The organism is Emticicia sp. W12TSBA100-4, from assembly GCF_040253585.1.
In the GTDB taxonomy this organism is placed as follows: Bacteria; Bacteroidota; Bacteroidia; order Cytophagales; family Spirosomataceae; genus Emticicia.
On sequence record NZ_JBELAU010000017.1, the window covers coordinates 1 to 21659 of the forward strand.

The 21659-nt window shown below is 37.6% G+C and carries 27 protein-coding genes and 1 pseudogene; 13 read left to right on the forward strand and 15 right to left on the reverse strand.

Annotated elements, in window-relative coordinates; all coding sequences use genetic code 11:
- The 10 genes from ABR854_RS22080 to ABR854_RS22125 all read left to right on the forward strand — a co-directional run.
- On the forward strand, positions 1–681 hold a 681-nt coding region (locus ABR854_RS22080), incomplete at its 5' end, for a hypothetical protein (protein ID WP_350268022.1).
- Positions 682–684: 3 nt separating this feature from the next.
- Positions 685–1119 carry a hypothetical protein gene (locus tag ABR854_RS22085; RefSeq protein ID WP_350268023.1) on the forward strand — a complete coding sequence of 145 codons (435 nt, stop codon included), beginning with the start codon at positions 685–687 and terminating at the stop codon, positions 1117–1119.
- Positions 1120–1177: 58 nt separating this feature from the next.
- Complete coding sequence (locus ABR854_RS22090) at positions 1178–4774, forward strand: phage tail tape measure protein (protein ID WP_350268024.1); 3597 nt, start codon at positions 1178–1180, stop codon at positions 4772–4774.
- Positions 4775–4782: 8 nt separating this feature from the next.
- Positions 4783–5832 (forward strand): hypothetical protein, encoded by a 1050-nt coding sequence (locus ABR854_RS22095; RefSeq protein WP_350268025.1) that lies wholly within the window; start codon positions 4783–4785, stop codon positions 5830–5832.
- A gap of 46 nt (positions 5833–5878) precedes the next feature.
- Positions 5879–7729, forward strand: coding sequence for a hypothetical protein (locus ABR854_RS22100; RefSeq protein ID WP_350268026.1), 1851 nt, complete (start codon positions 5879–5881; stop codon positions 7727–7729).
- Positions 7730–7994: 265 nt separating this feature from the next.
- Positions 7995–9188 (forward strand): helix-turn-helix domain-containing protein, encoded by a 1194-nt coding sequence (locus tag ABR854_RS22105; RefSeq protein ID WP_350268027.1) that lies wholly within the window; start codon positions 7995–7997, stop codon positions 9186–9188.
- A 12-nt stretch (positions 9189–9200) separates the two neighbouring features.
- Complete coding sequence (locus ABR854_RS22110; RefSeq protein WP_350268028.1) at positions 9201–9686, forward strand: hypothetical protein; 486 nt, start codon at positions 9201–9203, stop codon at positions 9684–9686.
- 317 nt (positions 9687–10003) lie between these two features.
- Positions 10004–11035, forward strand: coding sequence for a hypothetical protein (locus ABR854_RS22115; RefSeq protein WP_350268029.1), 1032 nt, complete (start codon positions 10004–10006; stop codon positions 11033–11035).
- Complete coding sequence (locus ABR854_RS22120; RefSeq protein ID WP_350268030.1) at positions 11019–11342, forward strand: STAS-like domain-containing protein; 324 nt, start codon at positions 11019–11021, stop codon at positions 11340–11342. Before ABR854_RS22115 ends, ABR854_RS22120 begins: the two co-directional genes overlap by 17 nt.
- Before the next feature lie 2 nt (positions 11343–11344).
- Positions 11345–11896 (forward strand): hypothetical protein, encoded by a 552-nt coding sequence (locus ABR854_RS22125; RefSeq protein WP_350268031.1) that lies wholly within the window; start codon positions 11345–11347, stop codon positions 11894–11896.
- A gap of 131 nt (positions 11897–12027) precedes the next feature.
- Here ABR854_RS22125 and ABR854_RS22130 read toward each other — a convergent pair whose 3' ends face one another.
- The 12 genes and pseudogenes from ABR854_RS22130 to ABR854_RS22185 all read right to left on the reverse strand — a co-directional run bounded on the left by ABR854_RS22130 (position 12028) and on the right by ABR854_RS22185 (position 17537).
- On the reverse strand, positions 12028–12282 hold the full coding sequence (locus ABR854_RS22130) for a hypothetical protein (RefSeq protein ID WP_350268032.1): 255 nt from the start codon (positions 12280–12282) through the stop codon (positions 12028–12030).
- Between the two features lie 65 nt (positions 12283–12347).
- Complete coding sequence (locus ABR854_RS22135; RefSeq protein WP_350268033.1) at positions 12348–12581, reverse strand: hypothetical protein; 234 nt, start codon at positions 12579–12581, stop codon at positions 12348–12350.
- Positions 12582–12605: 24 nt separating this feature from the next.
- Complete coding sequence (locus tag ABR854_RS22140; RefSeq protein ID WP_350268034.1) at positions 12606–12884, reverse strand: hypothetical protein; 279 nt, start codon at positions 12882–12884, stop codon at positions 12606–12608.
- Positions 12885–12955: 71 nt separating this feature from the next.
- The gene (locus ABR854_RS22145; RefSeq protein ID WP_350268035.1) at positions 12956–13321 is read right to left on the reverse strand and encodes a hypothetical protein; all 366 of its coding nucleotides are present in this window, start codon (positions 13319–13321) and stop codon (positions 12956–12958) included.
- Positions 13322–13416: 95 nt separating this feature from the next.
- A complete protein-coding gene (locus tag ABR854_RS22150; RefSeq protein WP_350268036.1) occupies positions 13417–13719 on the reverse strand; it encodes a hypothetical protein in 303 nt (100 codons plus the stop codon).
- 73 nt (positions 13720–13792) lie between these two features.
- Entirely contained in the window at positions 13793–14239 is a 447-nt protein-coding gene (locus tag ABR854_RS22155) for a hypothetical protein (protein WP_350268037.1), read from the reverse strand.
- Between the two features lie 204 nt (positions 14240–14443).
- On the reverse strand, positions 14444–14839 hold the full coding sequence (locus tag ABR854_RS22160) for a hypothetical protein (RefSeq protein ID WP_350268038.1): 396 nt from the start codon (positions 14837–14839) through the stop codon (positions 14444–14446).
- Entirely contained in the window at positions 14839–15105 is a 267-nt protein-coding gene (locus tag ABR854_RS22165; protein WP_350268039.1) for a hypothetical protein, read from the reverse strand. Before ABR854_RS22165 ends, ABR854_RS22160 begins: the two co-directional genes overlap by 1 nt.
- Complete coding sequence (locus ABR854_RS22170) at positions 15102–15560, reverse strand: hypothetical protein (protein WP_350268040.1); 459 nt, start codon at positions 15558–15560, stop codon at positions 15102–15104. Before ABR854_RS22170 ends, ABR854_RS22165 begins: the two co-directional genes overlap by 4 nt.
- Before the next feature lie 206 nt (positions 15561–15766).
- Positions 15767–16510 (reverse strand): hypothetical protein, encoded by a 744-nt coding sequence (locus ABR854_RS22175; protein WP_350268041.1) that lies wholly within the window; start codon positions 16508–16510, stop codon positions 15767–15769.
- Between the two features lie 361 nt (positions 16511–16871).
- Entirely contained in the window at positions 16872–17105 is a 234-nt protein-coding gene (locus tag ABR854_RS22180) for a hypothetical protein (protein WP_350268042.1), read from the reverse strand.
- A gap of 4 nt (positions 17106–17109) precedes the next feature.
- A pseudogene (locus tag ABR854_RS22185) lies at positions 17110–17537 on the reverse strand (DUF4494 domain-containing protein).
- A gap of 57 nt (positions 17538–17594) precedes the next feature.
- Between ABR854_RS22185 and ABR854_RS22195 the strand changes: the two are divergent.
- Positions 17595–17747, forward strand: a complete 153-nt coding sequence (locus ABR854_RS22195; RefSeq protein WP_350268045.1) for a hypothetical protein — start codon at positions 17595–17597, stop codon at positions 17745–17747.
- 252 nt (positions 17748–17999) lie between these two features.
- On the opposite strand, the gene ABR854_RS22200 is transcribed toward ABR854_RS22195, so the two are convergent.
- From ABR854_RS22200 to ABR854_RS22210, 3 genes are all read right to left on the reverse strand, one after another.
- On the reverse strand, positions 18000–18332 hold the full coding sequence (locus ABR854_RS22200) for a hypothetical protein (RefSeq protein WP_350268046.1): 333 nt from the start codon (positions 18330–18332) through the stop codon (positions 18000–18002).
- Entirely contained in the window at positions 18332–18475 is a 144-nt protein-coding gene (locus tag ABR854_RS22205; protein ID WP_350268047.1) for a hypothetical protein, read from the reverse strand. The genes ABR854_RS22200 and ABR854_RS22205 overlap by 1 nt, the downstream gene beginning before the upstream one ends.
- A gap of 108 nt (positions 18476–18583) precedes the next feature.
- Positions 18584–18856, reverse strand: a complete 273-nt coding sequence (locus ABR854_RS22210) for a hypothetical protein (RefSeq protein ID WP_350268048.1) — start codon at positions 18854–18856, stop codon at positions 18584–18586.
- A 269-nt stretch (positions 18857–19125) separates the two neighbouring features.
- Between ABR854_RS22210 and ABR854_RS22215 the strand changes: the two genes are divergently transcribed.
- Positions 19126–19551, forward strand: a complete 426-nt coding sequence (locus tag ABR854_RS22215; RefSeq protein ID WP_350268049.1) for a hypothetical protein — start codon at positions 19126–19128, stop codon at positions 19549–19551.
- A gap of 217 nt (positions 19552–19768) precedes the next feature.
- A complete protein-coding gene (locus tag ABR854_RS22220; protein WP_350268050.1) occupies positions 19769–21658 on the forward strand; it encodes a DUF1800 domain-containing protein in 1890 nt (629 codons plus the stop codon).
- Position 21659: the final 1 nt, after the last annotated feature.

A 21659-nucleotide genomic window follows, 5' to 3' on the forward strand; every position in this document is an offset into this window, starting at 1 on the left:
GTTGATGTGGTTGTAGGGTTTGTTAACCAAGTGAAAGGAGGCGGTGGCGTAAAAGGATATGTTTTTGGAAGTTTGGACGTGTCTGGCATTCAAGTTGGACTTAATTCAAACGATACTGTCAACAATACCCTTGGAAGAAGGCTTGGAGATTGTACATCAGCCAACAGAACATTGACGGTTACATTTGAAGATGGAACGATAAAAAACATTGTTTTTGCTTCAAATTATACTAATACATCTAATGCTACAATTATTGCGGAAATCAATAGTGCTTTAGGAAGCTCAGGTATTTGTGATGAGTACAATCCTGCTCTTGAATATTATCCAGAGGTGCTTGATAAGCAAATTACGATTCAAAATAATACAACTCAGGGAATTGCTCGCTTTTCGGCAGTTGCGTATAATTCATCGAAACGCTATGGAAGGCAAATGACAACGACTGATTCAGCCGCCGATTTTGTGGGTATTGCACTGCAACAAATTGCACCTGGCGAATGTGGCAGAGTATTAGTTGAAGGAATAATTGAAAATATTCAATTACAGAGCCTAACGGGTACAATTAACTATAACTCAGATATTAGCATAAGTTCGGCCGTGGGTGGTGGTTTTGTTGTTGATTCATCAAAACAAATAGGAAAAGGAGTTGCAACCAATTGGTTTGAGTTTCGAGGGAACAAATAAACCATGGAAAAATGGGGCTTTGAATTTCGAGATGAATGGACAGCGACCGAGTTTGTCTATGACTGGGTAGAGCGTACCGAGAAGATTATTGGCTCGATGCTCAAGAAACGAGGTGTGCAGGTTAGTGATGCCAGCCGTGAAAATATCAGGATAAAGATATTTGAACGGAGCAGTGGCATGATTGACCTGCATTTTTTGTATAGAGACTCGCTCAGGTTTACGGATATGGGGGCAGGCCGTGGCTACCATAAGGGTGTGCGAGTGACTCAGGCAGATTATAGAGCAAAGCTTGCGGAAAAGGGCCGCAAACGTAAACGCATTTTAATGAGGCCAATTTTTGGGCGTTTGGCCGTGCTTCAGGAGGTTTTGAAAACCTCAATAGTTCAGGATATTCTTACAGATTTCAACAATTTCGGAAATGTCATCAATTCAAACTGACCGCTTACAGCTCGTTGTGGGTGTAGATACCAGGGCGGGGATTAATCAGCTTGGCTACTTGCAAGCTGAATATAAAAAACTTGAAGAAGCTAAAAAAACAGCTACAAGCTACACTCAAGAGTTAGCTTTGAATAACGCCATGAGCGTTATGAAAGAGAAGATTGAGGCCGCTCGGAAAGAGCTGGGCGTGTTGGGCTTATCTCAGAAAGAGCTGAACAGAAAGATAGCGGAGCATAACCGTGAAGCTACTAACCGCTATGCGATTGGCTCGGAGCAAGCAAAGCAGCATAAGGCAGAAGCCCAGGCGATTAGAGACGTGGTGACGGCAGAGCAGCGTGATATTGCGACTATTCGAGAAACCATCAAAGTAAATGGGATTCGTGGGCTTACTACTCAGCAGTTAATTAATTATTCAAAGCATCTTCAGGACGAGTTGATGAAGGAGTCTGATTTGCAGAGTGATTTGAATAAAAAAAGGATTAAAGAAAGTACAGAAGTTGAAAGTCTTATCAGTAGCAGAAAAGCTACCGCAAGAGGAGCTTCACCAATTTTTGGCAATTTAAAAGATGGACTCAAGTCTGCGTTTATTGGTGGAATTGGTGGTGCTGTTGCATCTATGGCCCTTGATAATTTAAGTGCTGCTTTTGATAAAATTGGGCAAAAGATAGACCAATTAGCTAAAAAATCGGATGCAATTTCGGATTTAGAATTAGCTTTCCAGACCACTACTGAAGAAGCTGAAGCCCTGAATAAAGAGCTAATTAAGATAGACACCCGAACTAAGAACCCAGAACTAAGAAACATAGCCACCCAAGGCGGTTTGCTCAATGTGCCTAAAGAAGAATTGAGAGGTTTTGTTGAAGCAGCTGACCAAGCGGTTGTGGTGATGCAGAAGGACTTCCCAGGAGGAGTTGAAGAAACTACAACAAAACTTGGGAAACTAAAGCAATTATTTGCTGAAACAAAAGATTTAAGTTTTGGCGAAGCAATAACCAGAGATGCCAGTGCCATAAAAACACTCGCTGATAATGGTACAGCAACAGCGGGTAGTATGACTGAGTTTGCTTTAACGATGGGGCAACTCCCACCAGTGTTGAGACCTACACTGACGCAAACTTTGGGTTTAGGAGCTGCTTTTGAAGAAGCTGGATTTAATGCCACAACAGCTGCTACCAATTTAACCAAGACACTTTTAGTTTCGGCCAACAATACAGATAAAGTAGCCAATTTCTTTGGGAAAACTCGCAAAGAAGTGGAGCAATTAATTAATACAAAGCCAAATGAATTTTTATTAGAATTAGCTCAAAGACTATCAAAATTGAGTGGTACTGAGTTGGCCAAAACATTGGATACGCTAAAATTATCGGATACTCAGGTGGTTGAAGTATTGGGTATTTTAGGAACTCAACTTGATAATGTTAGAGAGAAGCAGGAAATGGCGTCGAAGGCATTTTTGGAAGGAAGCAGAATAACTGATGCTTTCAATGTCAAAAACAACAACTTTGCTGCCAACTTAGAGAAGCTATCTAAAAACTGGAACAATTTTATTTCAGAATCAGCCATCGGAAAAGCTTTTCAGAACATGACTTCTTCGATTGTGGATGGACTTAATAAGCTGTTGGCGACGGAAAAGGACATCAATAAACAGTTTGATGACCAAACAAATGTGGTAAGGAAACTTGACGGACAAGTAAAACCTCTTTTGGAAAAATATGATAAATTATCAAAAGATAAATCGGCTGAAAGCCAAAAAGAGTTAAAAAATGTGATTGGCCAGATAATTACCATTATGCCAAATGCGAGTTTTCAGGTTGACCAGTATGGTAATGCAATCAGCATCAACACTCAAAAAACACGAGAGTTTATTGAGCAACAAAGGGCGATGTTGCAAATAATTAATAAAGATTTGATTAGTAAAACAGCAAAGGACAATCAAAATGCCAGGAAAGAGCTCAGGGAATTGTCCGCAGAAATTAACCGAGTTCAAACATTACCAAGAAACAAAGATGGAAAATTCACAGAATTAAAGTGGGATATAACTGGCTCAAAAGTTATTGTCTATGATTTGGCAGAAATGAATAAAAGAGCCGAACAGTTGAGACAAACGGCTAACAGCACATTTTTGGCATGGAAAGGGTTTAAGGGTGAAATGACTGAAACAAAACCAACTACTCCAACAGGAACTCCCCCACCATCAGGACTGCCTCCATTTATTCCTAGCGATAAGGAAATCAGTGATGCGAAGAAGCTTCAGGAAGAAGTAGCTAAAAATGAAGCGAAGCTCATTGATGAGATTGTGAAGATGAAAATCGACATGATTGATGATGAGAATGATCGGAAAAAAGCACAACTACATGATGCATACTTGAGTGAAAAGCTGGCTAACGAGCAGCTTGTAAAAGATAAAAAGCTGAGCCAAAGCAGCTTTGAAAGCTGGCTAAAAGCTGCTATTGAAAAACTTGGCAATGATGTGGCTGAAATCGAGGAAAAAGCCCGTGAAAAGCAGGAAAAAGCCGACTTGGAAGCCGCTCAGCAAACTGCAAAGCTGATTTTAGAAGCCAAATTAGCCAAGGCAGAAGCCGCAGGTGATGAGCTTTTGATTTTAGAATCTAAAATTGCTTTGAGAAAGCAGCAGTTTGATGTTGATATTGAAAAAGCGACGGCAGACCAAAAATTGTCGGTTTGGGAAAAATACTTAGCTGATGTGCAGAAGTTGCAAGATGATGCTCAGTATAAGACTGGACAAAATGAAGCTAAGGGTGCGAGCAAATTGGCAAGCATGATTAAGCGTGGCACTCAGCTCTACATCAAGGAGCTGGACGAAGCCGAAAAGTTGATGCTTGATTTTGGTAAAAGTACTCAAGAGGCTCTTTTCTCGATTGTGGATTCGAGGTTTCAGCGACAGGAAATGAGACAAGATAAGTCGTTGGACCGACAGCAAAGAAATCTGGAAAAGCAGCTCAATGATGGCTTGATAACTGAGGATGAGTATGAGAAGAGAAAAACCAGCATTGAGAAAAGACACGAGCTTGAGGTTGCAAAAATTAGAAGAAAACAGGCGATTGCGGAGAAAGCTAATGCCTTGGCAAGTATTGCGATCAATACGGCCATTGGTGCGAGTAAAGTTCTTGGGCAAACGGGTATGTTTGGTATTCCTGCGGTGGCTTTTGTGATTGCTCAGGGAGCAATGCAAGCTGCTACGGTTTTGGCTCAGCCATTGCCAGCTTTGCCATCTTTGTTTTCGGGTGGATGGACTCCAAATGAATGGCAATTCCCAGTAAATGATGGCAAAGGAGGTGGTTTGATGATTGGCCACAAAAATGAGTTTATGCTTAATGCCAAGGCAACGAGCAGCCCTGTTTTTGCGGCGATTAGGCCGATACTTGAGAGTGCAAATGCTGGGCAAAGTATAACCAGTATGTCGGGCGGTGGAGCTGGACCAGTGGCGAACATTGGCAGTAATGATATTTTGGGGAAATTGGCGAATGTGATAACGATGAACTCTAATGCGATTATAAAGCTTGAGAGTAAATTAGATGATTTAAAAGTAAGACTTGCACCTTATGACATTGAATATATTGGCGAGGAGATTAATTACCAGAGTGGCATCAATGAGGATGCGATGATTTATAATTCAAAACTAAGCCCCAAGTAATTTTTATTATGACAAGATATGATATTTTGATGGGTCAAAACTTTACTGATTTGAGTTTTGTGGGCATCAATGGCGAGGTGATTTCGCAGATGAAATGCGATGTGAGCTTGGCAGGTACTAAGCTTGATACGCTACTGAGCGAGCATGATGGCAATAGCTACATGCTCTATGATGTGCAGGATTTGATACCAGTGGGCGATGCGATTGCGATGCCTGTTTTTAGGAACGGCCATGCGGTCTATAATAACTTTGTGCAGCAGCTTGATTTGCGGTATTATAACTCGAACAAAAGCCAGACTGTGAGCCGAAAAATTATTCCTGCGGCAAGTGTTTTAGGGTACAGCTGGACGGAAAATTTTGGGCGGTTTTTGACGGTGCAACCAGTGGTACAGAAGACAAATTACCAGGCAAATGAATGGCTTTGGTTTTTGATGAATTACAACGAGAATGTTGATGATGTGGTGCTGAAAATATCTTTGAAATCGGCGGGAAATCAGACTTTTGTGAAGTCGGTGGTGGTGGATGGATATATGAAAGATAAGCTGCTATGTGTGGATGTTTCGCCTGAATTTGTGGCGGCTCTGTTTGTTGCTGAGATTGACAAAAAATATATAGCAAACTACACAGTTTGGCTTGAGAACGGTAGCACTCGGATATCGGAAAAGCGTGAGTACCATCTTACTAAGGGCTCGGCTTATGATGTGCAGCTGTTGGTGCTGAATAGTTTTGGGCTGTGGGATACGGTGAGCGTAACAGCTGGGCAGAAAAATAGTAAGGAATTTGATGTGCAGGTGTCGGAAAATCGTAGAAAAGTAAAGCTTGAGAGTGCAGGTTGGATAGATAGGTATTCGTTTACGATTACGGATTTGGAACAAGGATGGCTCAAATATTTGCTTGAGGTGATTGTATCGAGAAAAGTTTATTTGCGTGATGGTGGTGAGCTGAAGCCGATTGTTTGCACCACCAAAAATTATGATGATTTTTATAATACAAAAATTCAGGATGAAGCTACGCTTGAGTTTAGAGGTGAGAACTTTAACCGCAGTGTAAAAGTATAGAGTCCACGGTCGGCAGTTGACAGTCAACAGATTTTTTAAAGAAATTATGGAATTACTTATTAACAATACTTCGGTCGGTTTATTTGAGGAGCAGGAGGTTATTATTCAGCAAAATAGCCCATTGGTGGGTTTTAAGTTGCAGGGTGATAAGGCTTATAGCTTTAGTATTCCGAGCTCTGACGGCTTGAAAAAAGCCGTTGGGGGGATTGGTCATTTGCAGAAATCGGAGGTCAGCAAGGAGATTTATGGTAGTTTACGGGCGGCGGGACGGACTGCTTTGGAGGGCAAAGTTAAGGTTAGACGGGCAAATGATAGGGCTTCGACGATTGATGTGATTGCGACGCCTGGGGGAATGGATGCCAAATGGTGGAACGGTGCTATACAGGCCGTTGACTTGGGTGGTGATACTTTCTTGACGGAGGAAAAGACGATTGATATTGTGGCAGTGAGCCTCGATAAAATGATTGATATTATATTGCCCAGTGTGGCGACTGTGAGCTTGAGAGAACTGCTACTGAAGAAAAACCAGTATAGAATGCGTTTTTTTGATGGTGGTACTGCTTTTTATGAGCATGTTTTTATGCCAAAATTATATCAGGAAAAAAGGGATTTTGACGAGTGGGTTTTTGAAGCTCAAACGAGCTTTGATGACCTGAGCGATGAGACGAATTATTTTTATATAAATGATAAACAGATATCGGTCAAGCGTACGGGCCTGCGTGCGGCTAATTTGAAGATTACCATTGAAATGGTGATTACGGCGGGGGTTTATGGAATATTATACGAAATATTAGATTTTCAGCCTACTAAATACTTGAGTGTTTTGCCCGGTACTCGAAAGAATGTGGTGAGAAATAAACCCTACTTTTTCCCAACGATTTTGGACAACAATTTTTATGGTGAGAAGCCTGGAGCGTCGATAGCTCTTAACACTAAGGATATTAACGGTGAATTGATTTTGAATAGTGAACAGGAAAGGACAAAGTATCCGATATCACCGTGCTTTCGATGGAAATGGATTTTTGAGCAGTTGGCGGCCAAAATGGGTTTTACCTTGGTAGAGAGTGATTGGAACTTGTGGAAAGATAAGGCAGTGTGCAGCATGGTTGATATGGCTCAGCAATGCCCAGTGATTGCGATGCCTTTTAACGTTTATCAGACGGCGATTAAGTACGCAGATTATATGCCCGTTGGTTTTACGGTAAAAGATATGTTTGATGAGTTTAATGCGATAACTGGCACTACGTGGGATTTTGACACAGTGAATAAACAGCTTAGATTGATACAGATTGACCCGATTTTTGATGCTGCACCTCAGATGATTGAGGCGGATGCTCTTGACTTAAGAGGCGGGATTGATTATGAGGATGTGACAAGGTATAAGCTGAGCTATTCGACGGTGATTGAGGCTGAAAAGGCGATTGCTCCGACTGGATGGTTTGATGATATGCCCACCTTGGCCGAAGATTTTCAGCTCTTGAGCATGAAGCTTTTGCCGCTGATACCTTATAAATTTTTGGGTGTGACGTATGGCTCTCAATGCTTGAGCGTGGGAAAATCGGTTTTCTTTGATTTGAAGGAGCAGACGCCAGCGGCACGTTTTTTTTGGTATAATGCTGAGCAGAATAAGGCTATGACGGAAATGAATGGGGTTTCGCTGAGCCGAGTGGATGCCAATGGCCTGTATGAAAAGTTTTGGAAAAGAATGCTGAGCCGCAAGAAAGGCAAGAAAGTAAAAGCTACTTGTAATGATACATTAGTGAATTATTTGAAACTTGATTTTTTTAGGGTGACGCAACACAGAGGAGTGTGGTTTTTGATTAATCAAAAGCAGATTAAGCTACGAAATAATAGAAAACACCACGATTTTGAGCTTGAGATTGAGGTTATTTCCTGAAAGGGTTTTGGCCTTGTAATTGTACATTTTTTTTTGCTTGAGCTTAAAAAAGCCCTTCGACGTGAAACGAAATGTCGGCGGCAGCGGCTCTCGTTGTTCGCACGCACTGCCTTGAATTTCGTTTCACTGACTTTTAGAAATGGGCCAACGCAACTTTTTATTCCCAATATTCTATAAACAAAATAATTTCGGAAAATTTACCTAAAAACTTGTTTAACGCCTAATAATATGTTAATTTTGTTCGGAAAATTTACCTTAAAAACAAATGAACAGCAAAATTGACATATTTAGCGACTTTTTTGAATACTTAAGTACTGATAAGGTATCAATCAAAGAACTTTTTGAAGAAAAAGTAAAGCAACTTGGAGTCTCTCAACTACAAGTTGAGAAGGCTCTTGACATCGAACGAAAATCATTATTGCCAATTTTAAATAATGAGGCTAAAAGAGTTGATTTAATCAATTTAGTAAAAATAGCTAATTTTTTAGACATTAGTTTAACTGAAATAGTCAAACTTTTTGCATCTCAATTACCAATTGAATTTGTTGCCGAACTTGAAAAAGCAAGAAAAAGAACCTATATCCTTAATAACTTTGATATTAAAGCATTAAAATCGAGTATCAAGTTTTTTGAATCAGTAAATGATTTTGACGATATTGAAGAAAAAATATTGTCTTTTTTTAAAATCAAAAGTATTTATGAATACGAAAATAAAATAGGAATCGCATTTAGTAAAAGTAAGCGTAATTACAGCAATAAGATGCTTTACTTTTGGGTCAAATCTGCCCATTACTATTTGGAAAAAATAAATAATCCGTATGAGTTTGATAGAAACATTTTAAAGGATTTAGTTTCTCAAATACGCCCTTATACCAAAAATATTGAAAATGGGCTATACATTGTTGCAAAAGCCTTATTTAAAGCAGGTGTAACCGTTATTTACCAGCCATACTTGCCTAAAACTCAAGTAAAAGGTGCTACTTTCATTATTAATAATAAGCCCTGTATAGTAATTACTGACTTACAGAAAAACTATTCAACTATATGGTTTACGCTTCTACATGAATTATACCACGTTCTTTTTGAATTGGACGATATTGGTAGTAATGTTTATCATTTAACTGGTGAGTCTGATTTGTTTCTACTTGATGAAGATGCGGCTAATGATTTTGCAAGGGAGTATTTATTGCCAACGGAAAAGGCTAAATTTATTTATCCATTTATTAATGACTACACTATTGTTAATCAATATGCTTCTCAAAACAACATACACCCTTCAATAATCTACAATTTTTATTGTTGGGATATGTCAAGGAAAGGTAAGGAGTATTGGGGTTATCATAAACAATATCTTCATACTAATTATATGGATATTCTTAATAAATTTAACTCAATCTTTGATGCTGTTGGAGATTCTGAGGATAAAATACAAGAACAATTTGAATTATTAAACGCTTAAAAATATATCAGAATGAAAAATGTTGTGACAAAAAAAGAGACGATTAGTAAAAATCAAAAAGAAATCCTTGAAATTATATCAAAAGCTGATAATGTTAAAACAGAATCGCTTTTTGTCAACTTTGAAGGAGATTTAAAGTCAAAAAATGAACTCAAAGAGTTATTATTAAAAGATTCAGATGACCCAGAGAAAAAACATGAAATTTATTACAAAGGCATTGAAAGACTTTTAAAAAGAATGATACCGTCAAGAAATGCAAAATTCAAAGAAATCAAAGAATTTGTTAGAGAAGAAAAAAATATATATCTAACCCGTGGGAAGGAAAAAGGTCAAAATGGAAGGAGAAATGCAGACCCAAGAATGGCATATTTAACCGATATGGAGACTGTTTTTAACACATTAATTGATTGTTACTCAATAAATGCAACTCCAATGCAAATTTTTCAAGAATTTGAAAAACTAAATATAGATAAGAACTATAAGAAAGCAGCAGTTTAAGGGTTCTTTATATTTTAGGTGTGACAAGGTATTTGGAGTTTTTTTTTTTCAAAAGCACTCCAAATGTCACTTCGACACGCAATTAGGACAAGTTGTCTATTTTTTTTAGTCCTTAGCACTAATATATCTTGGATAACATTTGGAAGGAGTTAGCATACAAACTCTGTTTATTCCCAGCTCTATTCAAGAGCATAAATGCCTTTAAATAAAATAGTTAACCAAAACCAATCCCCAGCATCGCACTTGCGAATCGTTGGAAATTTTCTTGTAACACTGTAAATATTTTCCTTTCAAATCATATATTGCTGTTAAAATAGATGAAAAAAATTGAGCCTAAACTGAAACACTTCTTAGTATTACAACAGTCCCAAAAACAACAAAAAAATATTAAGCATAAAAAATGGAAAAGAGAAAAAAACAAACAAAATCAAGGTTTGAGTCTAAAACAAAAGAATTGGCTAAAAAGTGTAAGTAATAGTGAGGTATTCAGACCTCCGAATGTTTTTTCACTCAGGGAAAATGCAGAATTAGTTCTACAATTTTTAAATAACCTTAAAAATCATCGAAATAGAAACAGAGAAGTTTACATAAATTTAGTAAATGTAAAAACGATTACAAATGGTTCAATAGCTATTTTATTATCCGTCATTCAAGAGTTAAATAATAAAGGAATAAGGGTAAGAGGGAAAAAACCAAAAGATAAAGAAGCAAAAAAAGTTATCGAAAAATCGGGCTTCTTTAATTATGTAATTGGGGCTATTGACGAAGAAAACAGTATATCACCCGACACTATAATAACTAAAGGTGTAGAAGTAGTAGAACAAGAATCAACAGCAAAAATAGTTCTGCAAGCAATGAAAACTGTTACAGGTATTGAGAAAAGGAATCAACCAATACAAGGAATGCTTATTGAGTTAATGGCAAACTCAGTAAATCATGCCTATCCAAATTCTCGAAAAAAGAAATGGGTTTTATCTGTAAATCACGATGATATCAATAAAAAGGCTTCTTTTGCGTTTGTAGATAATGGAGTAGGCATCATCAAAACCTTAAACCTTAATTTTTCTCAAACATTAAAAAAACTATTTAGTGGCAATATTGACTTATTAAATACGGCATTTGAAGGAAAAATAGGCTCACGAACAGGATTAACTTATAGAGGAAGAGGTTTACCATCAGTATTCAATAAATACAAACAGAATTATTTTAAAGATTTTGTTGTTATAACAAACGATGTTTTTATTGACTTTCAAAACAATAAAAGTATATTACTGAAGAATAGTTTTTATGGGACATTTTATTATTGGGAATTAAATAAAGATTGTGAATATTATGGAAAAAACGCTTAAAATATCAAAAGACTTTTCTCCAACACCAGGTGCAAGGTATAGGACTGACGGAAAATTTTCTGGACAAGAGTTCTATGAAACAGTATTAAAAAGATGCTTTGAAGAAATATTAAAATTAAAATATAAGTTAAAGATAATTTTAGATGGAACTCATGGCTACGCAACATCATTTTTAGATGAAGCTTTTGGGACGTTAGCTAAAGATTTTGGCGTAGATGTGGTTAAGAATAATGTTGTTTTTATTTCAGAAGAAGAACCATATTTGGTAAATGAAATAAACGAGTACATAACAAATGCCCATAGCTAATTATGCTAAGAAAATATTTAAAATATGGAATAATTGTATTTATAAGCTCAATTTTTGGCTTTTTTACATCAAGTTATGAATACTTCAAATTTGTAAGTGAAATAAATTTGGTAGATTTTGCTAATTTGGTGATAACGTCATTAATTGGGCTTTTTATTGCGGTTACAATACAGAAACATCAAGCAAATGAAAGAATTGAAAAAGACCTATTAATTTCAGAAATATCTCAAATCAAAAATGATTTAAAGACAATTTATACTACCGTTCTAAATGAAAATATTGATTTTAGTGATACGGTATTTACTTTTAAAATTTCTTCAAGTAATCTATCAAATTTAGAAGATTTGTTTAAAATTTGTCAAATTAATGATTGTAAAAATAACATCTCATCGCTCCTAAATAAAGTAAATCAATTAAAAAGAATTGTCACAAACTCTCCTGTTCAAAATAACAAATTTATTATCACTGACGACGATAAAAATCTTTTTTTTGTAGAGTATAAAAAGCTTACTGAATTGTTTCTTGAGTTAATTGTAAAGATTAATAGGAAATAATTTTTACAAACTTATAACCAAATTCTACGCATCTTTTTTGTCCTTAGCACTTTTCTATCTTGGTGACACTCTGAGAGCGTAGTACTCAAAGTTGGTTTCTCTCTAACACGAAGAATTATCAGATTTGATAATTAACACTTTAGCCCAACGATTTCATTTTTGATTCTTTCGAGGGTTTGATAAACTAAGGCTTTATCGTATCGTTCGTAATGTAGTTGTTCTCGATTACCATGTGTATCAAATATATCAAAATAGATAGTAAATTTATAGTATGGCTTTTTGGACAAAACATTGCCGAGTGCATCGGTGTCTTCTTGTATATGCTCTTGTATTTCGGAGATTTTGAAGACTTTGAGGGGGTTGTACCAGTATCCGTTTAGGTTCATGATTTTTGACAAGATTTTATAATTTCGGCACTAAATATATTTTAGTGCCGAAATTATAATTAAACTTATTTATTCTTTATCTCAAAAAATTGCTTTTCGTTAGCAATATAGCACACACAAACATACTTTTCTTGTCCAAAACTTGAACCAATAATTTTATTGAAAGAATCAGCATCTATACCAAAAGTCAATAGTCCACCCTGTGTTACCTTTTTTACTTCTACAACAGTTGGAGAACATCTGACGTCTAAATCTGAATTTGCCATTTCTTGAAGCACTAATAGGTCTGATTTTGCCATTGTTTTATCGTTTAGTTTTTATACTTATTTATTGATAAAGACTTTGTAGCCTTGGGTGATTAATACGTTGATTGCTTCGTTGGTGAAATACCAACCTTTTAGAGAATTTGGTTGGCCTTTTTGGTCGTTTTCGAGTAGGTATTGCTCGATTTGATACGGGGACCAGTACTTGCCGTGAACGGCTATTTTTTCCATTACTACGGGTGGTATGTAGCTCGTGCTTTTTAGCCCAAAATAGCCTTGTTTGAAACGAAATTTTTGCTCATCGTTTGGAGCTGTCGAATTGTTTTTTACTTTTGCCATATCAATGATAATTTTACGGTTGGAATTGATGTTTGGAGGCTCACAGTTGCTGCTGTGGCCTCCTTTTTTTGTTAATAATTATCTTCTGAGCCTGTTATTACTTGCTCTTTTGACTTTTCGGCTAAAGCCAGTACTGATTGTTGTCCTTCAAAGAAGGATTTTTCGATTGCTCTACCAAGTTCGTAAGGAATTGGGGGTGTTACGTTGAGCGATTCGGCGGTTTTTCGGGCGGCTTCTTCGGTTACCGGTGAAAGACAGTAGAGTGAAGACATTCCGTAGTACTGGGTGAATGCTGGCTGACGTGAGGTTTCGGGAACATCGACACGGAGCATGACTGAGGGGCCGAAGTTTTCGGTGGTGGCGATGCCTGCCATTTTTTTGTGACCGAGAAACTCGATGATTGCCCAGGTTTCGATTTTTGAGGTTGTTTGTTCCATTTGTTTGATTGATTTTTGATTATTATTAATTTGACGGCAGCCTATACATAAGCCTTGCCGAAGTAATGAGCATTGATGGCCGCAGGTTTCAGGCATTATTTAGATTTTGCTTTGATGATTTTACAGGTTAGGATATCGCCGACCGTGATGGTGATGTCAATCCAGCCTTTTTCTTTGATGATGGTTGGAATGTAGGTGACGAGCGGAGCATGGCCGAGAATTGACATATCATAGCTGCTTTCGATGAAATCATTGAGACGTTTTATGAAGGCTTCGAGGAAATCGACTACTTCCTGAAACTCAATGAAGACTTCGCCGTGATATTCTTCGGCAATGTTTGAAAGTATGAGCTCTATGCCATTTGTGATTTTTGATGAATCTTTTGAGAAAAAAAACATATATTTGTGGTGTTAATTGTGAAAAATTCTTTTTTTAAGCCTTTCGATGTCGGAGTCGAAAGGCTTTTTTTGTTTACTTGCTTTTATTAATCGCTTCGATTTTTGAGATTTCGATTTGGAAACCTTTGTATTCTTTTATGATTTGGGGGGTATCGGATATCGGAATTTTATGTAGTATAAGTGGATCTTGAATTGACCATTTTTTACTTAGTAATTCACAAAGACCCCTTAATACAAAAGAGCATGAAGAGTTTTTTGAATTGAGTTTTACTTTCCAGGCTTTTTCATCTTTACAGGGTACAAGAAAATATTTTTGTACGGTTTTCTTTTCTTCATCTAAGGTTTCTAATTCAAGTAAATGCAGGTTTGTGAAGTCTGGCCATAGTTTATTCAATTGATTGAAACAATTGACATTTATGCCGATTCTATCATCTTTGATAGTGATGGCAGCAGGAGCAATTTTTGAAGTTCCTCTAAGATTTGGGAATTTTTCGGGCGATAAAAAAGTGACGACTTGCATTTTGATTATTGTTTTACGGTGAACTGATTGGCTTGTTTAAGTTTGGTGTAGAGCTGCATTGCTGAATCTACATCGTGAGTTTGGTGCTTTGTCTTGACTTTAATATCCTGGTAATCGTGTTTATGATTTTGGTTTAGGATTGTCTTGACAAATTGGTGTGCTTTTGATTCGGATATCGCTCTTATATTATGCACTCGGACTTTATTATTGAGCCGAGATAGTAGTATATAATTCTTCATGTTTTGAGATTTGAAAGTTTAGAGATTCGCTTTTAAAGCCTTTATTGATAAGCAGTTGATGTAATAGATTGATTACTTCTTGCTGAGCATGAGTGACTGAGCCTTCGAGCTGGAGGGATTCGAGCATGGCAAGAGCTGCATCAACGGTTATTTGAAAATTATAGACTTTGTTGGGTTTGCGTGATTTCCAGATTTTGTATTTTCTGAAATTGATGTTGTCGGCAAAGGTGTCGATTGTCCATTTATAGCGGGCAATGGTTGAACGCTCATGTTGGGTTGTTTCGATGTAATGCCTGATGGCATGTGCGTATTCGGCGATTGTGACAAACTGCTGCACAGTGATTTTGGTATTGAGGTTCATTAGTCTGCGTATTTGATGTAAAAGTTCATTTGTTCGATTGCTTCGTCGAGCTCTGGGTAACTCATTACTCGGTATGGCCGCTGAAAAGTGTATAGCGGAAATGATTCGTAATCACAATGCCGCTGCACACTTAGGATTAGTCGGCCGTGACCGATTTGTATTTGTGCTTTGGTTTCTTTTTCTGATGTGTTAAGAATCATTGTTAGCCTTGCGAGCGTTTCGATTTTCTTCATCATGATTGAATCGAGGCCGAAATCTACTTTCATTGTTTAGTTAGGGCTTTTTGGGTCCTGGAGAAATCCTCAAAGTATTTGCAGACATCGGCCCAGCCTTTTTTTTCTCGGTCAGTGCTTAGGTTTTTTGCATAGATGGTTGGTTGCTTTTCGATGAAACCGTTTTTGAGTTCTATTTCAAAAATCTTGGGATTATTGACACCTTGAAGTGCCTGCCCACGATTAAGGTTTCGGTATAGGATGATTCGCTCAGGGGTGTTGAATTGCTCCAGGTAATCGAGGCTGAGCCGCTCGTGTATGAGTGAGATACAACGATTGATTTCGGTATGATTGCCTGAGTAGTCTTTATCGTTAGCGTATCGGAGGTAATACATGAAGGTTTTATTGCCCCGCTCTGATATTTGATTTTTATAGGCGACCCACAAAATGAAGACTGCATTCATTTTATCGGCAATAAGGTTTTCGGGTGTTGATTTTTCGGCAACCATAGAAAATTTGGCAAAAGGTTATCTAATGAGGGTGGCCCGCCGCCGCCCCGCAAATTTTTTGTTCATTTTTTTTCATCGAACTTTTTCCGATTCTCGGACATTTTGACAGCCGCCGAAGGCGTTCGGCGTATGCTCCCTAATTTCCGATTGAGTTCAGTTTGAAGTTCAATGAACGAAATGAACTTTATACGAAAATTTTGGGCTATCTATCGGGAAAAAAAAGAGGCTGTGAGATTTTCGAAGATTTTATCGAGCGATTGAAGGCCGCCACGGGTGTTGACATCTTCGGAAATGTTGATAACTTGTTGATTAAGTTGCTCGACTGCACGCTCTCTCTGAGGCCTGTTTGATGGCTTTAGACGTGGCTCCTGGCTTGATAAGACTTTGGTGTGACGGTCGTCACGGTATTGAATTATATTTGGTGCAATTGTCAGGACGATGCAATTGGTGTTTTGATCAGGAAGACCAAGCTGGCCACGGTATTTTTCGGAAAATATGCTTCCGAGGGAACGTTGGATTTTTTGAAAGTGGTTTTTGATGGTGTTTTGGCACACTCTGTTGCCTTCGGTACGATGCAGTGAGTTATAATACTGCTGAAAATAACTGTATGTGAAACGCAGCTGATTATTGAGCTTTACTTTTCCTTTTTGAAACTCGGTACGGAAGAAGGAAATGAGTTTTTCGAGGGTGGTTTCGACTGCACCATTTAGCCAGGGAAGAACGCCTTCGGATTCGAGCCAGCGTTGATATTCTTTAAACTTTTTGAAGGAGTCTCGCTTTGCTTTGAGGTCAATGCCACGGTCGATTAGGTCTTGTATTTGACGTTTACGCATTTGATTGTTTTTGAATACGAAATCGAGGCATACATTGAATGTTTTGAGGAAATCAATTGTTACTTTTCCACTTCTTTGGTAGGCAAGTGTGCCTGCTGAGACTGTTGACTTATTCATGATTTTCTGAAAATTTTGAAAGTTTTGGCAATATTTTCCCTTACCCGAAGATTTGGCTTGATTAGCCCACCCCGTGGGGTGGGCTGCTGCGGCATCAATTAATCGGCGTTTCGGGGTTTGTTGTGAATAGGAGCTGAATCGAACAGCGATGAGTAATGACTCACTATTGAAGCCGCAGCCTCCCTTACCTATCCTCACGTACGTGAAATGTACGGAACGTCTAACCGTTTGTTTCCTCGTTTGACCAGTCTAAGGCAGTGTTCTGGCACTTGAGACTCAACCGCTACCAACATGGTAGTAGTGAGAAGTTTACAGTGACTAAATTTGAAAGAATACTCGATTCAGTCTCAAGCTATTATCTTTATGCTAATTGTTCTTCAGTACAGATTTCACATATTCCACGAAAAGTATCCAACTCATTTTTACTTACTTTTCTAAGACATTCTGGACATTGCACATCAGCTCCATCAACGTTTACTAAAACTGACACACCTAAACTATTGGCTTGATTCTGCATTATAGTTTGTAGCTCATTTGGGTCAATCTGTTCCTTTTTTTCAAGGCATTTAGCAAAATAACTACCCATTGTTTCCATAATTTTATTCAGTTTCTACTGGAAAATGGACTTCCAGAATATTAGTTTTATTAACATCTGTGATTTGGTAGTCTTCGCATGTTCCGAGGCGTTCGGCGATCAGTTTGCAGGCTTCTTCGGGCTTATCGGCATTGATAAGCATATTGAAAGGTATTAGCTTTTCTTTCTGCGATTTTTCATCGAAGCTGACGAAGCATACTTTTACTTTGAAGAAGGTTTCGGAGCCATTTTCGACAAAGAATACATCGTGATAATTGACTTTTGAAAGCTTGAGCTGAAAGTCGGGGGTGTTACTGGCCACGATTCGTGTACACGAGCTTCGGCATCGGTGTATGATACGGAACTTACAAGGAAAATTTCCGTAATTTTTACGGCTCTGCCTTTTGAGTCTTCTTTGTAGAAGCTGACGTTTGCTTGATACCACTTTGACATATCGAAAAAAAATAAAGTAAAAAACACTGATTAAACTTCATTAGGGGGGCTAAAACCATGAAACATCCCCCCGTGAAGTACTTCTATTCAACCCTGAATCAAGTGCCAGCTCAGAGAGCTGGCTATGATGAAAATATAATCCACACAACTTTGTTCAGGGTTCTGATGTCTTTGAGAATCATGCTCCGCAAAGCAGAGCATGATTACTAATAATTAACTCTGAATACCTATTACTTATGTTGGCGTTTTTTGCAGCGATTTGGGCCGTGACCTTTCAGGGCTTGATCGCTTTGAAATTCTACTTTACAATGCGGGCAGGTGTGATCCTGCACTGACTTACATGTTTGGGATTCAATCAGTTGATTGCAGTCTGATTGAAAATATTTTTGGTTGAGGGCTTCGGATAAAAGCTTGAGGCCGTCAAATCCTTTTTGGTCGGCTTGAGTGACGAGCTTGAAAAGTTCACGCCGAGTGACGAAGCGGTTCTGGTTGTCGAGCTCGACTTGCATTGATGCGAACAGCTTTATTTCTTCGGGCTTCATCTTCAAGATCTTTGTAATATTGGATAGCCATTTTGAACTGTTGAAACTGTGGGATTGTGAAAGCTCGCTTGCGATCGAGAATTTCACGGAACATCCACTCCCAGATTTCGACGTTGGCTAAGCCTTTTTTGAGCTGCTCTTTACTGGCTTCTGAAAGGGCTTCGTATTTGCTGATTTCACGAGCCAGTGAGGTATCGTCGATTTTGCCATAATCGGTTGTATCGACAAAGGTGGTTTGGTTTTGTGCTGCCATTAGTATGAACCACGTTTAAAGTCTTTATAAATATTATAGCAATACCAAGTGCCGATACTGACTACTATGATTGCTGAAAAAATTACAAACCAGTACTGCTCAAAAAGTGCGGTGAGCGTTGTGTTAAAAGTTTTCTCCATCATAGTAATGAGGGTGTTTAACTTCCCATATTATCCAGGAAAAGAATAATATGATTAGTGTTATGACTATACTCACGATCGGGTGAGCGGTGATGAAACCAAGGATTGTTTTCATGCTGCTTCAAGTTTAGTGAGTTCGGGAACTATATTTTTCTTAAAATTATCTTCAGAAAAGCCCAAGTATTTTATGATTATATTCATCACTGGCCCATGCACATTCCTTAAATCTTTGGTATGAAATACCAATAAAGTTTTTGTAAAATATGCAAGCTTACCAATCTCAGCCAACTCAACCATCATTTGATTATAAGTTTCTTTGTTGACAGATTTTAAATAATTTACGTGGTCTTTAATTGTTGTTTTTCGGTCAGCAAAATTTTTCATGTTGGTTAGTTTTTTTAGGTAGTTGTACTGTTTTAACTGCGTATTTCTACGCTTTACTTTGAATTTTATTGTAAATTCCTTGTATAACTAAAACTTTGTGCTAATCTTTGTACTAATATTTGATACAAATATACATTAATTTACTTTTAAATTCCAAGTAAATTACTTGTAATTAACGTTATTGATATTTAGATTAATTCTAAATAAAGTATAATTAACTTATAATCAACGAATTAGAAGAATTACGAACAATAAAATTCCCAAAAATCATGAAAGAATTAGTAGAAAACTTACTTAATGATAAAAGAAAGAAAAGAGCAAGAGGTAAATTAGCTGAAGCATTAGGTATATCATATACTGGCCTTCAGCATAAAATGACTTTTGACACATTTAATGAAAATGACATTCCTATTTTAGAAAGCTTTTTTGAGGTCGAAAAGGGATATTTTAATAATAATGCCAAACCAGTGAAAGAATCAAAAATAGAAATAAGCATGTGGGAATTGGCAAAAGAACAGTATGAACGTAGAGTTGATGAATTAACAGCAGCATTGAATGATGCCCGCTACACGATTCAGCTTCAGCGAAAGATGCTTGAGCAGAACCCTTTTAAGGTTCTCAGCAAGAAACCACCTGTGAAACGAGCTTATATGGCGGGGATGTATGTCTCACAAAAATCGCTAATGAGAGCTTAGTTTGCTCACAGTCTTGCTGACAGTAGGCGTATGAGAGACGCCTAAGTGGTTAATTATCAATTTTTTTCATAGGGTTTCCACTGACCCTATTGGAATCACAAGATCTTGCTGAAAAACCTCTCAAAATTTAATTATTGGGAGGTTTTTTTTATATTAACAAAACCTTACTACCTAACCTATTGCTATTCTAACCGTGTACATCCTAAAGAATCAATCAATGAAAATAAAAATTCATATATTTTTTCTACTCCTCATTTGTCTTGAAATTCATATCACAGTTGCACAACAAACAACTACTATTATTGGAAAGGGAAATCTTCAAAAAGTAAATGTAACGTCCAGCTCAACCTCAATTAATGGGCAACGCACTCTTACAAGTATAGGATTCCTCCCCAATTATAGTGCCGCATCAAGATTCCTTTCACAAGCCACTTTTGGTAGTACTTATACTGAAATTCAAAATGTTGCTAATCAAGGTATCGAAAGATGGCTCGACACTCAATTGGCAATGCCAAATAGTTTCAGAACCCAAACTTATGTTCAGAATCTCCATCAATCAATGGTCGATTCGCTCAATATCAAAAACGGCGTAAATACTTATACGCTTAATAACGTTGGTGTAAGCAATTGGCATTTCGATGCGGCTTGGTTTCAAGGTTGTATGACTGCCCCCGACCAACTACGTTGGCGAGTAGCTTTTGCTTTGAGTGAAATTTTGGTTACTTCTCGAATCTCAGCTTTTGATGGAAATCCTTACGCATTAGCGAGTTATTATGATGTGCTGATGGATAATGCCTTCGGCAATTACCGTACATTGCTTGATAAAATTACATATCATCCGGCAATGGGTTCTTATCTTACTTTTTTAAATAACCATGCCACTGATTTAGCAAAACAAACCTACCCTGATGAAAATTATGCCCGAGAAATCATGCAATTATTTACCATTGGGCTATACGAACTAAATTTAGATGGAAGTGAAAAAAAAGATGCAAATGGGCATTTAATTCCTACCTACGATAATGATGACATTGAAAACTTGGCCAAAGTATTTACAGGACTTTCTTGGGGCGACGTTACTTACTTAGGAGCAAGCCCAAAAAACACTTGGAGTTATACACTCAGAATGAAGTTTTTTGGTTTGGATTCAAGTGATGCTAAGAAAAATACTTGGAAAACAAACCCACGCATTGTTGATGGACACGAGCGAGGATCAAAAACTTTTCTTGGCTCGACCGTTGACCCAACCGCCAGCCGAACTGCCATGCAAGGTGAGGCTGACATTCAAGATGCTCTCAATATTATTTTTAACCACCCAAATGTTGGCCCATTTATTTCTCGCCGATTGATTCAACGATTAGTTACTTCAAATCCAAGTCCAGCTTTTATTCAGCGAGTAGCAACTGTATTCAATAATAATGGTAGCGGTGTAAGAGGAGATTTAAAAGCAGTCATTAGAGCAATTTTACTTGACCCTGAAGCTCGAAATTGCTGTGGCGATGATACTGAAACTTTTGGAAAACTCCGTGAACCTTTCGTAAGATACATGAATTTGATAAAAGGATTGAATCTGATCGCAACTGGTGGAATTTACAGAAACTCCATGACACGAGTTTATGACCAAACTTCGCAACGCCCGCTCTCATCACCTTCAGTTTTTAATTTTTATAGCCCTGATTATATTCCTAATGGCCCTTTGAAAGATGCAGGAAAAGTTGGGCCAGAGTTTCAATTACTAAGCTCACAGACACTCACTGGGTATTTCAATGCACTCAACGCTTGGTTAATCAATGACGACCCGATTGATTATAGTGTATTGTTTTCTGGCGAAACTTACAAACCCAACCAAGAGCCCAAGTTTAATACAGTTTCAGATTATGTATTAGCAAGAAACGATAAACTTCCGCAACTTTTAGATAAATATAATCTCGTTTTGGCGAATGGTCACCTTTCGACTGAAACCTTAAATACCATTAGTCAAGCTATTAAAGGTATGCCTTATTCAGAAGATGCAAACGGTGTACCGAATACGACCGAAGCCTTTCGTAGAGTAAGACTCGCTATTTATTTAATCATGACATCACCCGACTACCTAATCAATAAATAAG

Coding starts and splice junctions, on each gene's coding strand:
- ABR854_RS22085 (WP_350268023.1), top strand. CDS start 685: ATGGAAAAATGGGGCTTTGAATTTCGAGATGAATGGACAGCGACCGAG.
- ABR854_RS22095 (WP_350268025.1), top strand. CDS start 4,783: ATGACAAGATATGATATTTTGATGGGTCAAAACTTTACTGATTTGAGT.
- ABR854_RS22100 (WP_350268026.1), top strand. CDS start 5,879: ATGGAATTACTTATTAACAATACTTCGGTCGGTTTATTTGAGGAGCAG.
- ABR854_RS22105 (WP_350268027.1), top strand. CDS start 7,995: ATGAACAGCAAAATTGACATATTTAGCGACTTTTTTGAATACTTAAGT.
- ABR854_RS22110 (WP_350268028.1), top strand. CDS start 9,201: ATGAAAAATGTTGTGACAAAAAAAGAGACGATTAGTAAAAATCAAAAA.
- ABR854_RS22115 (WP_350268029.1), top strand. CDS start 10,004: ATGAAAAAAATTGAGCCTAAACTGAAACACTTCTTAGTATTACAACAG.
- ABR854_RS22120 (WP_350268030.1), top strand. CDS start 11,019: ATGGAAAAAACGCTTAAAATATCAAAAGACTTTTCTCCAACACCAGGT.
- ABR854_RS22125 (WP_350268031.1), top strand. CDS start 11,345: ATGCTAAGAAAATATTTAAAATATGGAATAATTGTATTTATAAGCTCA.
- ABR854_RS22130 (WP_350268032.1), bottom strand. CDS start 12,282: ATGAACCTAAACGGATACTGGTACAACCCCCTCAAAGTCTTCAAAATC.
- ABR854_RS22135 (WP_350268033.1), bottom strand. CDS start 12,581: ATGGCAAAATCAGACCTATTAGTGCTTCAAGAAATGGCAAATTCAGAT.
- ABR854_RS22140 (WP_350268034.1), bottom strand. CDS start 12,884: ATGGCAAAAGTAAAAAACAATTCGACAGCTCCAAACGATGAGCAAAAA.
- ABR854_RS22145 (WP_350268035.1), bottom strand. CDS start 13,321: ATGGAACAAACAACCTCAAAAATCGAAACCTGGGCAATCATCGAGTTT.
- ABR854_RS22150 (WP_350268036.1), bottom strand. CDS start 13,719: ATGTTTTTTTTCTCAAAAGATTCATCAAAAATCACAAATGGCATAGAG.
- ABR854_RS22155 (WP_350268037.1), bottom strand. CDS start 14,239: ATGCAAGTCGTCACTTTTTTATCGCCCGAAAAATTCCCAAATCTTAGA.
- ABR854_RS22160 (WP_350268038.1), bottom strand. CDS start 14,839: ATGAACCTCAATACCAAAATCACTGTGCAGCAGTTTGTCACAATCGCC.
- ABR854_RS22165 (WP_350268039.1), bottom strand. CDS start 15,105: ATGAAAGTAGATTTCGGCCTCGATTCAATCATGATGAAGAAAATCGAA.
- ABR854_RS22170 (WP_350268040.1), bottom strand. CDS start 15,560: ATGGTTGCCGAAAAATCAACACCCGAAAACCTTATTGCCGATAAAATG.
- ABR854_RS22175 (WP_350268041.1), bottom strand. CDS start 16,510: ATGAATAAGTCAACAGTCTCAGCAGGCACACTTGCCTACCAAAGAAGT.
- ABR854_RS22180 (WP_350268042.1), bottom strand. CDS start 17,105: ATGGAAACAATGGGTAGTTATTTTGCTAAATGCCTTGAAAAAAAGGAA.
- ABR854_RS22195 (WP_350268045.1), top strand. CDS start 17,595: ATGAAACATCCCCCCGTGAAGTACTTCTATTCAACCCTGAATCAAGTG.
- ABR854_RS22200 (WP_350268046.1), bottom strand. CDS start 18,332: ATGGCAGCACAAAACCAAACCACCTTTGTCGATACAACCGATTATGGC.
- ABR854_RS22205 (WP_350268047.1), bottom strand. CDS start 18,475: ATGATGGAGAAAACTTTTAACACAACGCTCACCGCACTTTTTGAGCAG.
- ABR854_RS22210 (WP_350268048.1), bottom strand. CDS start 18,856: ATGAAAAATTTTGCTGACCGAAAAACAACAATTAAAGACCACGTAAAT.
- ABR854_RS22215 (WP_350268049.1), top strand. CDS start 19,126: ATGAAAGAATTAGTAGAAAACTTACTTAATGATAAAAGAAAGAAAAGA.
- ABR854_RS22220 (WP_350268050.1), top strand. CDS start 19,769: ATGAAAATAAAAATTCATATATTTTTTCTACTCCTCATTTGTCTTGAA.